Origin of the sequence: Acinetobacter sp. ABJ_C1_1 (assembly GCF_044684115.1) — a bacterium.
Classification (GTDB): domain Bacteria; phylum Pseudomonadota; class Gammaproteobacteria; order Pseudomonadales; family Moraxellaceae; genus Acinetobacter; species Acinetobacter nosocomialis_A.
The window spans coordinates 35,593-49,455 of record NZ_JBITPU010000020.1 but is presented as its reverse complement, the minus strand read 5'-3'; the positions used below and the strand labels follow the sequence as shown (position 1 = coordinate 49,455).

The 13,863-nt window shown below is 39.0% G+C and carries 12 protein-coding genes; 5 read left to right on the top strand and 7 right to left on the bottom strand.

From position 1 onward, the window contains the following. Positions 1 to 215: hypothetical protein (locus ACG59Z_RS17315; protein WP_400200562.1), on the top strand; the 215-nt coding region annotated here is incomplete at its 5' end. 94 nt (positions 216 to 309) lie between these two features. Here the strand turns inward: ACG59Z_RS17315 and tyrS are convergent. Further along, positions 310 to 1,542: a tyrosine--tRNA ligase gene (tyrS, locus tag ACG59Z_RS17310; protein ID WP_006581460.1), complete on the bottom strand. Its 1,233-nt coding sequence runs from the start codon at positions 1,540 to 1,542 to the stop codon at positions 310 to 312. A 61-nt stretch (positions 1,543 to 1,603) separates the two neighbouring features. Here tyrS and ACG59Z_RS17305 point away from each other — a divergent pair, with 61 nt between their 5' ends. Beyond that, the gene (locus tag ACG59Z_RS17305) at positions 1,604 to 2,731 is read left to right on the top strand and encodes an anhydro-N-acetylmuramic acid kinase (RefSeq protein ID WP_400200561.1); all 1,128 of its coding nucleotides are present in this window, start codon (positions 1,604 to 1,606) and stop codon (positions 2,729 to 2,731) included. A gap of 127 nt (positions 2,732 to 2,858) precedes the next feature. Next, positions 2,859 to 3,704: an alpha/beta fold hydrolase gene (locus tag ACG59Z_RS17300; protein ID WP_400200560.1), complete on the top strand. Its 846-nt coding sequence runs from the start codon at positions 2,859 to 2,861 to the stop codon at positions 3,702 to 3,704. A gap of 56 nt (positions 3,705 to 3,760) precedes the next feature. Here ACG59Z_RS17300 and erpA read toward each other — a convergent pair whose 3' ends face one another. From erpA to ACG59Z_RS17280, 4 genes are all read right to left on the bottom strand, one after another. Beyond that, positions 3,761 to 4,096, bottom strand: coding sequence for an iron-sulfur cluster insertion protein ErpA (gene erpA / locus ACG59Z_RS17295; RefSeq protein WP_000993572.1), 336 nt, complete (start codon positions 4,094 to 4,096; stop codon positions 3,761 to 3,763). 124 nt (positions 4,097 to 4,220) lie between these two features. Beyond that, positions 4,221 to 5,225, bottom strand: coding sequence for a putative solute-binding protein (locus ACG59Z_RS17290; protein WP_024438166.1), 1,005 nt, complete (start codon positions 5,223 to 5,225; stop codon positions 4,221 to 4,223). A gap of 346 nt (positions 5,226 to 5,571) precedes the next feature. Then, the gene (locus tag ACG59Z_RS17285) at positions 5,572 to 6,579 is read right to left on the bottom strand and encodes a putative solute-binding protein (RefSeq protein WP_311087036.1); all 1,008 of its coding nucleotides are present in this window, start codon (positions 6,577 to 6,579) and stop codon (positions 5,572 to 5,574) included. Positions 6,580 to 6,834: 255 nt separating this feature from the next. Next, complete coding sequence (locus ACG59Z_RS17280; protein WP_396463770.1) at positions 6,835 to 7,839, bottom strand: putative solute-binding protein; 1,005 nt, start codon at positions 7,837 to 7,839, stop codon at positions 6,835 to 6,837. Positions 7,840 to 8,091: 252 nt separating this feature from the next. Between ACG59Z_RS17280 and ACG59Z_RS17275 the strand changes: the two genes are divergently transcribed. Both ACG59Z_RS17275 and ACG59Z_RS17270 read left to right on the top strand, forming a co-directional pair. Then, on the top strand, positions 8,092 to 10,023 hold the full coding sequence (locus ACG59Z_RS17275) for an ATP-binding cassette domain-containing protein (RefSeq protein WP_263612613.1): 1,932 nt from the start codon (positions 8,092 to 8,094) through the stop codon (positions 10,021 to 10,023). Positions 10,024 to 10,289: 266 nt separating this feature from the next. Continuing rightward, entirely contained in the window at positions 10,290 to 10,847 is a 558-nt protein-coding gene (locus ACG59Z_RS17270; protein WP_002051888.1) for a VTT domain-containing protein, read from the top strand. Positions 10,848 to 10,934: 87 nt separating this feature from the next. On the opposite strand, the gene cybC is transcribed toward ACG59Z_RS17270, so the two are convergent. Together cybC and gyrB are read right to left on the bottom strand one after the other, a co-directional pair. Continuing rightward, the gene (cybC, locus tag ACG59Z_RS17265) at positions 10,935 to 11,330 is read right to left on the bottom strand and encodes a cytochrome b562 (protein WP_022575180.1); all 396 of its coding nucleotides are present in this window, start codon (positions 11,328 to 11,330) and stop codon (positions 10,935 to 10,937) included. A 37-nt stretch (positions 11,331 to 11,367) separates the two neighbouring features. Next, the gene (gene gyrB / locus ACG59Z_RS17260; RefSeq protein ID WP_263612614.1) at positions 11,368 to 13,836 is read right to left on the bottom strand and encodes a DNA topoisomerase (ATP-hydrolyzing) subunit B; all 2,469 of its coding nucleotides are present in this window, start codon (positions 13,834 to 13,836) and stop codon (positions 11,368 to 11,370) included. Between the last annotated feature and the right edge of the window lie 27 nt (positions 13,837 to 13,863).

The window sequence follows — 13,863 nt, the reverse complement described above, 5'->3', positions numbered from 1 at the left end:
ATTCCAAAGATTCCAAAGATTCCAAAGATTCCAAAGATTCCAAAGATTCCAAAGATTCCAAAGATTCCAAAGATTCCAAAGATTCCAAAGATTCCAAAGATTCCAAAGATTCCAAAGATTCCAAAGATTCCAAAGACAGACTAGAGCAAATACTCTATTTATTGTTTAATACTTTTTATTCTTTTCTTTTTCTATTTTTCTACTTATTAAGTTAATTACAAATTGTTCCACGTGGAACGCTTAATTGATTTTGTAGTCCTAAAATAAAAAAAGCAGGATTACTCCTGCTTTTATCACCATATAACGTTCTTAGTCAGTGAAAGTTACACGTGCAATTGCTTTCTTACCTGACTGAATAATGAAAGTCCCATTTTCTTTTACAGAGAAACCTGCATCTACTACATTCCAGTCAACCTTTACTGCACCACGTGCTACTGCATCTTTTGCAGCTGCTGCATTTGGATTTAATCCTGCTACACGTAAAATCGTAGCAATAAAGATCTCTCCTCCAAACTCACCACGTGAAATAGTCACTTCAGGTGTATCTTCTGGCACCTCACCTTCTGTAATACGGTTACCCGCACTCTTATGAGCATTGGCAGCAGCTTCGGCATCATGGAAGCGTTCAACCAACTCAAGCGCAAGAATACGTTTTACTTCTTGTGGATTACGTCCAGCAGCGATTTCGTCTAATAAAGCTTTGATCTCATCAAGAGATTTGAAGCTTAATAGGTCGAAGTAGCGTTCGATTAAAGAGTCAGGCATTGATAATACTTTTTGGTACATTGCACCTGGCGCATCAAAAACACCAATATAGTTACCTAAAGATTTAGACATTTTATTTACGCCATCTAAACCTTCTAGAATCGGCACAGTGATACACACTTGTGATTCTTGACCATAACGGCTTTGTAACGTACGGCCCATGAGTAAGTTAAAGGTCTGGTCTGTACCGCCTAACTCAACGTCAGCTTCAAGTGCAATTGAGTCATAGCCTTGAACTAGAGGATATAAAAACTCATGAATTGCAATCGGCTGATGGTTGCTATAACGCTTAGTAAAGTCATCACGCTCTAACATACGTGATACGGTTTGTTGACTTGCTAACTGAATAAGGTCAGCAGCAGACTTTTGATTAAACCATTCTGAGTTAAAACGTACTTTTGTTTTATTTGGGTCTAAGATTTTAAAAACTTGTTCTTGATAAGTTTTAGCGTTAGCTTCGACTTGTTCACGTGACAACGGCGGACGAGTTGCGCTTTTACCAGTTGGGTCACCGATCATCGCTGTATAGTCACCAATTAAGAAGGTAACTTCATGGCCCAAGTCTTGAAACGTTTTTAGTTTGTTAATAAGAACCGTATGTCCTAAGTGTAAATCTGGTGCCGTAGGGTCAAAACCAGCTTTAATTTTAAGAGGACGGTTCTCTTTAAGCTTTTTCAGTAAATCTTCTTCTGAAATAATTTCGTGCGTGCCTCGTTGGATGAGGGCAAGCTGTTCTTCGGCGGGCAAGAAATTTGACATCACAAAACCTAAACACATCAGTTATTCAATTTGTGCGATATACTAACATTTTTTCAGCGTCTTGCAGGGGAAGTTGCATATGAGCGCAATCTATATCGGCGTAATGACTGGCACTAGTATGGATGGTGTAGATATTGTTGCGGCTTCATTTGAGCCACTACAGCTTCATGCCACTCTTACAGTTCCATTCGAACCCGAGTTACGTGATGAGCTTATGGCATTAACTTTACCCGATGACAATGAAATTGACCGCATGGGTAAAGCTGATGTTGCTCTAGCCAAAATGATTGGTCACGGGATTAATAGCTTAATTGAGAAGCACCAACTAGACCGTAGCCAAATTAAAGCGATTGGTTCGCATGGGCAAACTATTCGTCATCGTCCAGAGCATGGCTTTACGTTACAAATTGGCGATCCCAATATTATTACTGAAATCACTCAAATTCCGGTTGTTTCAGATTTCCGTCGTAGAGATATGGCTGCAGGTGGTCAAGGTGCTCCATTAGTTCCGGCTTTTCATCAGGCATTATTTCAACATCCAAGTATTCATCGTGTGATTTTGAATTTGGGAGGCATTGCCAATGTGAGCATGTTGCCGGCCAATAATCCTGACGGCGTATTTGGTTTTGATACTGGACCTGCGAATATTTTGATGGATGCATGGTGTCATCGCCATACAGGTCATCCATATGATGAAAATGGTGATTGGGCCGCTTATGGACATCCTATTCGTTCGTTACTCGACCGTCTTCATGCTCATGAATATTTTTCTAAAGAGCCACCTAAAAGTACGGGACGTGAAGATTTCAATATTGACTGGTTAGATGATCAGTTAATCGATTGGCGTAATGATTTAACTTACGATGAGTTAGAAGATACACCTGAAAATATCCAAGCCACCTTATTAAAGCTTACGGTACGTGCTATTCAAAAAGCGATTTATCGTTCTGATATGGAAACAGGTGAAGTATATGTATGTGGTGGTGGTGCTTATAACTCTTATTTGTTAGAACAATTACGCTGGCGTTTACGTAAGCACAATTGGTCAGTTCAAACCACAGATGTTTTAGGACTCTCCCCTACCTGGGTCGAGGCTACAGCCTTTGCTTGGTTAGCAATGCGTTTTGTGAATAGTTTAAGTGGTAATTTACCAGCGGTAACAGGTGCTTCGAATTTTAGAATTTTAGGTACGATCACGGCGATATAAAGCTACCGATGCAATTTAATTGGACAGATTAGACCTCATAGCACATTTACTGACCCGAAATGCTGTTATTTAAATGTGCATAAAAACTCATGATAAATGCCAACAAAAATAACTAAGGCATGTTGTTATGGATTTGACCAACCGTATTCATCAATATACTCGTGGGGCTTGGACATTCGATGTGATTGATTCAGGCCCTTTAGATGGTCCACTCGTTGTTTTATTGCATGGTTTTCCAGAAACTGCCCATAGTTGGGAGCAAACCTCTGAACTATTGCATAAGCATGGGTTTAGAACGCTTGCGATTCATCAACGTGGGTATAGTTTAAATGCTAGCCCCCAAAGCCGCTTTGAATATGCTTTAAGTGAGCTAGTAGAAGATGTAGCGAGTTTTATTGAGCAGCTTGGTCAGCCAGTTTATTTAATTGGGCATGATTGGGGTTCTGTAATTGCGTCTAGTGTATCCATCAAATATCCACAGTATATTCAACACCTCACTTTAGTTTCTGTCCCCCATCAAGCTGCATTTTTAAAAGCTTGTTTAAGCAGCAGACAACTTTTTAAATCTTATTATTTTGCAATTTTTCAGCTTCCTATTCTGCCTGAACTTTTATTTAAAAAGATACCTAAATTAGGCCGTAACTTTCTTAAGTCATCTGGGATGACCGAGCAGCAAATTGAAATATTCGAGACTGAGTTTATAAAAGAAAATAGGCTAACTACGGCGTTGAATTGGTATCGTGGATTTTTCTGGGAGAAACCTCAGAATCCATTTAAATTAATAGATGTGCCAACTCTGTTTATTTGGGGTAAAGATGATATTGCCGTTACTGAAAAAAGTGCAGAGTTAAACTCACGTTATTTTAAAAATAGTTATAAAGCCATTTTCATGAACGCTTCTCATTGGATTCCTTATCAGAATGCACCTGAACTGGTTCAATACTTTTTAGAATCTGTCAGTGAAAAATCATGATTTGACCAATAAAAAAACCTCTCAAAATAGAGAGGCTTTTTTATTTAAAATTCTTTTTAAATCGAGAATGAAGAACCACAACCACAAGTTGTTGTCGCATTTGGGTTCTGCACAATAAAGCGTGAACCTTCAAGGCCTTCAACATAATCAACCACTGAGCCAACTAAATACTGATAGCTGAGTGAGTCAACAAGCATCTTTACATCGCCATTTACAAATTCAGCATCATCTTCATTTACGCTTTCGGCGAAATTGAAGCCATATGAAAACCCTGAACATCCACCACCTGTTACATATACACGTAACATGAGATCGTCATTCCCTTCACTATCACGGAGTTGGCGTACCTTATTGGCAGCATTATCTGTCAAAACTAGAGCTTGGGCATTCATGATGATTGTTCCTCGGATTTTGCTGTGCCTTTCAAAATAAAAAAGACCCTATATTGAGTATAGCATAATCAATATAGGGTCTGTCTTCGAAGTTTAAAGCGAATCTTGAGTATTTTTATCAAGATTATTTGTAATTCTCATCTTGTAAGCCACATTCGAAGTTTTTCGCATCTTGTTTACAACGGAATTGCCATAATAGTTTCATCATCCGTTTATCATAAACGCCGCGCTTTGTAAGGTTAATTCGTGATTCACGCATAAGCTTTTGATAGCCTGGTTTATCCGCAGCCGGTACATCCATCCAGTATTTTTGCGGTATATCTGCTTTCATTTTACCTAAGATAGTAAAGGCACGTGGTAACTGGCCTGCCACCCACTCTCTAGATTTTTGGCCAAATCCAGCTGGGAATTTATCAGGACGGATAATAATATTTCCAGTCACCTGTAAGATTGGATAGTTAACGATTGCTCCTTTCGTACCTAAGCCTTTTTGTAGTTCTAAAGGTTTAAACGCTGCTGCTGGCGCACCAATAATATCGACCTGATGATTATTAAATTTAGCGCCGAAGTTCGTCACATCTGCACTCACAGCCTGCGCACCGACCTGCTGAACCATAATTTTTTGTGCTTCATCATAGTCAAGAACAGCAATTTTTTTACCCGCAGCTTTCGCTACTGTATTAATACTACGGTCGTTTACTAAAAGGTAAGCATCCCCTACCGGAATAACACCTACGACCTCATAGCGTCCATTGACCATATATTTACTAAAGGTTTGACTCGCTAAACCTTGCATGACTTTAACAGCAAGTTTGAGATCTGGAATCGCACCAATTGCATCTAATGAACCTGTAAATGAGTTGAATTGACGTCCGCGCATACCTGATACGCTAATGCCGTCACATTTACCAGCTTTAAAATCTTCAGCAATCACTGCTTCGTTTTGATTTACTTTGAGTTCGATATCAGCTCCCCAGTTTTTCGCTGCAAGCTGATAATCTTTCATGAGTGCATAGACATCACCATTTTTACCAACGAAGTCAAAAACACAAATGGTTTGTTTGGCCTCGGCTGCAAATGAAATTGTTGTGAGTCCCATCGCAAGTAAAAGCGTTTTGGAAAATCGCATATTCTTTTCCTTTCCTTGTAGATTTTTTGTTTTTGGCATCAAGAAATTTCACGCTGGTTGGCATGATTCTCATGAGATATGCTTCATCTAAAATTCACGATTAAGATATTTTTACGAGCAATTCTGTTTATATGAGCTCAATTAAAGAAAAATAACTATTTAAATATCTATAGTAGCTCTTTGATCACTCACATCCTTGTTCCCTTTTAATACCTTCATGTATCCAGATGAAGTTTTATCCTCAATTTAGATTAGCGACTTTTTAATACACCACAATGGCTGAATTGACAGCCTGTATAAAGCAAAAAAGCCTAGAATAAATCTAGGCTTTTAAGTTCAATATGAATTATTCACCAGCCATTGAACATTCAAAGTTAGCTTTGTCTACAGAACAGCGTGCTTTTTTCAATACAGACATCATACCTGCATCGTAAATACCACGTTTAGTTAAATCCATACGACCATCACGTAACATTTTTTGGTACTTGAGTTTGTCTTCAGCACTTAGGTTCATTTTGTATTTACCTGGAATTTGCGCTTCTAAACGGTTAATCATCGCAAAGTTTTTAGGTAATTGTTTTACAAACCAGTCACGAGACTTTTGACCAAAACCAGCTGGGAATTTATCTGCACGTAATACAAGGTCAGCAGTTACATGTAATACTGGGAAATTCCACATTACACCATTTGCGCCCAAACCTTTGTTCAATTCTAATGGTTTGTATGCATAAGCAGGTGCACCTACCATATCTACCTGACCATTGTTAAATTTAGCAGCAAAGTTTGAAATATCAGAAAGAACTGCCTGAGCACCTACACGTTGCACCATAATTTTTTGTGCATCGTCATAGCCTAATACGGCGAATTTTTTACCCGCAGCTTTTTCAACAGAGCTGATGTTTTTGTCACGTACGAAAATGAATGCTGAACCTAATGGAGAGATACCAGCAACTTCGTATTTTTTACCACCAAGGTTAGTTGTCATTTTTGCAGCATTACGTGCATCTAATACATAAGTAATAGCACGTTGCGCGATTTGGTTATTAGGAACGCCGCCAAGCGAGTCGATTGATCCTGCGAATTTGTTATATTGGCGTGCACGCATAGCAGTCATTGCTACAGCATCACATTTACCAGCTTTGAAATCATTATCTGCAACAGCCTCGTCCTGACGAGGAACCAAGTTAATTTCAGTACCCCAGCCTTTTGCAGCTAGAGCCCATTCTTCCATCATTTTATATGAGTCGCCTGCTTTTCCTAAGAGGTCGAATACACACACGGTACTCGCTGCTTGCGCTGAAGCAGAAAAACCAACAACAGAAGCGGCAGCCATAGCAAGTACGATTTTTTTCATTTTCTTCATCCTTCCACGGAACAGATTTTTTGTTTGAAGTTTCCTTTCAAACACAGATATTAATCATGTTTTTTAGAAAAAAATAGAGCTTTTACTCAAATATTTTTATCTGATTGGATCATTGTTTGTTCTATTTAAATTATTTATTAGAAGTAAAAATCTCTAATTTTCCGTAAGTTACTTTTTATATTCACAATTTTCATACCCATATTCAGCTTTGAAATATGTGTAGCGATTTTGTGATTAAAAAACAATCTACTCTCCATTGAGCGTACATTCAAAATTTGTGCGTTCAATGGTACATCGTGCACGCTTCAGCACACTCATCATTGTCGCATCGTATACACCTTGCTTTGTTAGACCAAGGCGACCTTCCCGTAATATTTTTTGGTATTTCAATTTATCTTCAGCTGAAAAATTTAATTTAATTTTAGGCGGTACCCCAGCTTCCAACTGTTTCACCATTGCAAAATTTTGCGGTAACTGCTTAATGAACCAGTCACGAGACTTCATTCCAAAATTGGCTGGAAACCGATCACTTCTTGCAATTAAATCCCCTGTAACGTTGACCACTGGAAAAGTAAACATCGCTCCATTTGTTCCAATACCCTTGCCTATTTCTAAGGGTTTATACGCATAAGCAGGTGCGGCAATCGCATCGACTTGGCCACTATTAAACTTTTTCACAAAATCGGTAATTTCTGACGGAATAGGATGTGCACCTACACTTTCCACCATAATTTTTTGAGCTGCGTCATATTGTAAAATAGCAAATTTAGTACCACGTACTTTTTCAATTGAGTTGAGGTTTTTATCTCTTACAAACAAGTAAGCCAAACCAATCTGGACAATTCCCACCACCTCGTAGTTTGTTCCATTTTGTGCTGTTACCATGCGATGTTTATTACGTTGGTCTAAAACATAACTAATTGCCTTTTGAGCAATGGCATTACTGGTTACACCACCAATCGCATCAATCGAACCTGCAAATTTATTGTAATTTCGTGCTCGCATTGAGGTCATATAAGCTGCGTCACATTTGCCCTCACGCAGTCTACGATCTACCAAAGCTTCATCTTGAAATGGAATTAAAGTAATGTCAGCCTGCCAGCTTTTGGCTGCAAGTGCCCACTCTTCCATCAGTTTGTAGGATTCACCTGATTTTCCCAATAAATCGAATACACATACATTTTGCCCGGCATGTGCTGTTCCCATAGCACAGCAAAATACTGTACCAATTATCCCCAATCCTTTTTTCATTTGACTTTCCTTAGTCTAGTTTTATTAGGAGTTCATTTATCAACCAAGTTTTAAATTGTTTTTATTTTAGCCATATTTTTTAAAATGTGGTCTATCTCGTTAAAAATTTAGATATTTTCAGACGAATAGCTTAAATAGAGATAGGTTAAGCCATGCAATCTCAGCATTTATAAACTAAAACTCTGAAAGTTTTGTCTTCACGGTCAGTTCTCTTTAAAATACAGCATCCCTAACTCACCTCGATAAGACAAGATGATTCAATTTGACCAAGTTTCTTTACGCCGCGGTGGACGTGTTCTCTTTCAAAAAGCGTCTATGCAATTACACCCAGGTTGGAAGATTGGTCTGACTGGGGTCAATGGTGCAGGTAAATCAACGTTATTTGCAGCGTTACTGGGCAGCTTAGGCGCAGATGAAGGTACACTTACTCGTCCTTCAGTCTGGACTGTGGCGCATATGGCGCAAGAAGTTAAAGCTCTAGACATGCCTGCCCTCGATTTTGTTCTGTCTGGTGATGAAGAATATTGGGATATTCAAAATAAGCTTGCTCAACCAGATCAACTCACAGATTCAGACTTGGCCAAACTACATGGCCGCTTTGATGAAATTCACGGTTATTCAGCGCCATCTAAAGCTGCCCAACTCATGGCTGGTCTTGGTTTTCTAGAGCATCAATTACGTTTAAATGTTGCTAGTTTTTCTGGTGGATGGCGTATGCGCTTAAACTTGGCGCGTACATTAATGAGTCGTTCTGATTTATTATTACTAGATGAACCAACCAACCACTTAGATTTAGATGCAATTTTGTGGTTAGAAGATTGGCTTAAAGCCTATGAAGGTACTCTCATCCTCATTTCGCATGACCGCGATTTTTTAGATGCAATTACAGATCATATTCTTCACATCGAAAATCAAGAACTCACGCTTTATACGGGTAATTACTCCACATTTGAAACAACTCGAAGTGAACGTTTAGCACAACAACAACAAGCTTTTGAGAAGCAACAAGAAACACGTGCTCACCTACAAAAATTTATTGACCGTTTCAAAGCAAAAGCCACTAAAGCTCGTCAGGCACAAAGTCGTATTAAACAACTTGAGCGTATGCAACAACTCGCACCTGCTCATGTCGATACGCCGTTTACTTTTAGTTTCCGTGAACCGACCAAAATGAGTTCACCCTTGCTGACGTTAGACAATGCCAGCATAGGTTATGGCGATAAGCAAATTGCTGAAAAAATTAAACTTCAAATTACACCGAACTCACGTATTGGTTTACTTGGTATGAACGGCGCAGGTAAATCAACTTTGATTAAGAGCTTGGTCGGTGATTTACCACTTCTAGCAGGTGAACGTAAAGCTTCGGAGTTGCTTAATATTGGCTACTTCGCACAGCATCAAATGGATGCTTTAGATGGCCATGCCAGCCCGATGCTTCAACTTGCTCGGTTGGCAGATAAACAAATTAGTGAAGCTACCTTACGCTCATTCCTTGGTAGTTTTGGGTTTAGTGGTGAACGCATGGATACACCATGTGAAAGCTTTTCTGGCGGTGAGCGCGCTCGTTTGGCTCTAGCACTGATTGTATGGCAGCGTCCAAACGTTTTAATTCTCGATGAGCCAACGAACCATTTAGACCTTGATATGCGTCATGCACTAAGCATGGCTTTACAAGATTTTGAAGGTGCTGTTGTTCTGGTTTCTCACGAACGTCAACTTATTGCTAGTGTGTGTGATGAACTTCTTTTAGTACACGGCGGCAAATGTACCGAGTTTGAAGGTGATTTGCAGGATTATGCTAAATGGTTACGTGAAGCACGTCAGCAGCAAATCAATGCTCAAACTGCTGTAGCAGCAAATAACTCATCATCTGCTGCCCCTGCTCCAACTAAAGTTGATAAAGAAGCACAGCGTAAGGAAGCCGCACGCCGTCGTGAACAGACTCGACCTATTCGTAAAAATATTGAGAAGGTTGAATCACAAATTGAAAAGCTTCAACCGCGACTTGCTGAAATTGAAGAAGCTTTAGCAGATAGCTCATTATACGAAGCAAACCGTAAAGATGATTTGCTGAAATTGATGAATGAACAAACCGAGCTGAAGGCTAAACTTGAACAACATGAAGAGCAACTTTTAGAACTCATGATGGAACTTGAGGAAATGGAAGCCTCTTTCGAAAACTAAGTTCTTGCCAGTACTGGTATTTTTAAGGACCAGTACTGGCTTTTAGTTCAAATCAGAGCTTTATTTGCGCTACTATATAAAAATTTGAATGACTTCTAATAATATTTCATTCAGCTGTTAAATTTTTGAGATAGATTCAAATTTGATAACATATAAGACTTAAGCTACATCTTAAGGGTTGCCATACACAGATAATTTAACTAAATTCTGTAACTTCGTTTTTACCCTTCTTGAGTAGGTATTTAATTCGGGATCAGACAAACTGAATGAATTTTATTGATTTTATTACTAATTTTGAACATTTTTTACCTATTTTAATTCAGGAGTATGGCGCATGGGTTTATGCCATACTCTTTTTGATTATTTTTTCTGAAACAGCTTTTGTATTTATGTTCTTTTTGCCTGGAGATAGTTTACTTCTCACTGTAGGGGCACTTTGCTCAGTGATCGAAATGATGCATCTGGGTTATATGATTACTTTGCTTACCGTAGCTGCCACCCTAGGCTATATTGTGAACTACTCTATTGGTCGTCATTTTGGTAACCGTATTTTTGAAGCAAAATCACGCTTTATTAAGAAAGAATATTTAAATAAAACCAACCGTTATTTCTTGCAACACGGTGGGAAAACTATTCTTCTGGCACGCTTTATTCCTTTTGCACGTTCTTTTGCACCATTAGCTGCGGGCTCTAGCAATATGAGTTATGGAAAATTTTTAATCTATAATGTCGCTGGAGCTATTTTGTGGATCTGCATTCTATTAACAGCTGGATATTTATTTGGCCATGCGCTCATTCAGGTTACAGACTTAGTAGAAAATTGATCTTTTTAGGTTTAATACACTCAAATAGACCAAAAAATAAAGGGAATGATTCAATCATTCCCTTTATTTATTTAGATCAAAATGAATTTATCTAAATTTTTTGTGGTTTTCATTACGGATATTAACCAGATTAATTGCTTCTGATTTTGCTTGGTCTAATTGACCCTTATCAACCAATACAGTCACTCGATCAATTTCAGCAACTAACTGATCTAAACCCGCTTGATATTGTTTTACCTGTACATTTTCCGGCGGTAAACCTTCCAACTTATGAGGTAAAGATTTTTTTGAAGATACTGCTGCCTGACGCATAATCACAAGCTGCTGTTTTGCGTTATTGAGATCTTTCGCTTCAGCAAAGGCTTTTGTGCTCTTTGCTAAAGTTTTCATGTCAGCTTCCAACAAGTCAGCTGCAAATGCAGAATGACTCACTAAAGCTGCACATGAAATCAGCATACTTGCTATAAACTTTTGACTCATCATCTTCTCTCCTTAGACTGATTTAGAATCTAGCTATCAATTAAGCATCAATATCTGCATTTAATGCATTTTCTTCAATGAAGGCACGACGTGGTTCAACGTCATCACCCATTAAGCACGAGAACATACGATCTGCTTCGATTGCATCATCAATAGTCACCTGTAACATATTACGGTTTTCAGGGTCCATTGTGGTTTCCCAAAGCTGTTCAGCATTCATCTCACCCAGACCTTTATAGCGCTGGATCATCATTCCACGACGCGAATCTTGCAGAATGTGCTGCCATACCTGATGGAAGTTAGCCACTTGAATACGGCGATCACCTTTCTGTAAATATGCACCATCTTCAATTAAATTGAACCAACTCTTAGAGTTCTTCAATAAACGCGCATATTCTGCTGAGTTTAATAAGCCAGCATCAAGCAAGTAAGCATGTGGCAAGTTATGGACATATACAGTCACACGTGGCCAATAATGCGCTGTTTTCTCGCCTTGTGCATTTTCACGTTCGAAGGTTTCAAGCGTAATTTCAGGACGCAAACTTGGCTGTAGTCTTTGTACAGCTTCGCGTACTTGATCTGCCCATTGCTGTACATAAGCCTGATCGTGGTTCTGATCAGCTTTAAACGCCTCTACTTCAAGTAATGCATCAAGTAAGCTTGCTGGATAACGCAACGTTAAACGTTGTAAGCTCTTTTGTGAAACTTGATAGTCTTGAATCACTTTTGCTAATGCTTCGCCTGTAATCGCAGGTGCTTCTGCACTAATATGCAAAGCAAGCTCATCAATTGCATTTGAAATTAAATAAGTTTCCAAGGCATCATTATCTTTAATATATTGCTCTTGCTTACCTTTTTTCAGTTTATATAAAGGTGGCTGTGCAATATAGATATGACCACGCTCCACCAACTCCGGCATTTGACGGAAGAAGAACGTTAATAACAATGTACGGATGTGCGAACCATCGACGTCGGCATCGGTCATAATAATAATTTTATGATAACGAAGCTTGTCAGGGTTATATTCTTCACGGCCAATACCACAGCCAAGTGCTGTAATTAATGTACCGACCTCCTGACTCGAAATCATTTTGTCAAAGCGGGCACGTTCAACGTTCAAGATTTTACCTTTCAAAGGTAAAATAGCCTGCATTTTACGGTTACGACCTTGCTTGGCACTACCACCCGCAGAGTCACCCTCGACAAGATATAATTCAGAAAGCGCTGGATCTTTTTCCTGACAGTCAGCCAATTTACCTGGCAAGCCTGCGATATCTAATGCGCTCTTACGACGTGTCATTTCACGCGCTTTACGTGCAGCATCACGTGCACGAGCAGCATCAATAATCTTACCAGCAATTGATTTTGCAGCTTGTGGGTTTTCAAGTAAGTAAGCAGAGAACTCTTTGTTCATTGCTTGCTCTACTGCTGGTTTTACCTCACTCGATACCAATTTTTCTTTGGTTTGAGAAGAGAATTTTGGATCAGGAACTTTAACCGAAATAATAGCAGTCAAACCTTCACGCGCATCATCACCAGTCACATTCACTTTTTCTTTCTTTAGAATGTTTTCATTTTCAAGATATTGGTTTAAGCCACGTGTTAATGCCGCACGGAAACCTGCTAAGTGCGTACCACCATCTTTTTGTGGAATGTTGTTTGTGAAACAACGAACATTTTCTTGATAGCTATCATTCCATTGCAATGCAACTTCTACAGCAATACCGTTATCTGCATCAGCCGTAAAATGGAAGATTTCATTCAGATGGTTTTTACCTTCGTTAATGTATCTAACAAACTCAGATAAACCGCCTTCATAGTCATAAACATGCTCAAGATTAATGCGCTCATCACGTAAAACAATACGTACACCAGCGTTTAAGAAAGAAAGTTCACGTAAGCGGCGTGCTAAAATTTCAACGTTAAAAATGGTTTGACTAAAAGTTTCTGCACTTGGCCAGAAGCGTACAATCGTACCGGTGTTATCCGTTTCACCAATCACACGTAATGGATATTGCGGATCACCATGTTGATATTCTTGTTCATGTACTTGGCCAGCACGATTAATAATTAAATGTAATTTACTAGACAGTGCGTTTACGACTGATACGCCTACACCGTGCAAACCACCTGAAACTTTATAGCTGTTATCATCAAACTTACCGCCTGCATGCAGAATAGTAAGAATAACTTCTGCTGCAGAAACACCTTCTTCAGGGTGAATATCAGTTGGAATACCACGGCCATTATCTGAAACACTCACAGACTCATCTTCGTGAATCGTGACAATGATTTCATCACAGTGTCCTGCTAAGGCTTCATCGATTGCGTTATCGACAACCTCGAATACCATATGGTGTAAACCGGTACCGTCGTCTGTATCCCCAATATACATGCCCGGACGTTTACGAACTGCATCTAATCCACGTAATACTTTAATACTAGAGGAATCATAAGCCTTTTCATTGGTTTGTTCTGTTTGAGAGGCTGATTGAGACTCTGAACTCATGGTTTCTCCCTAGCAAATATAGGTTTA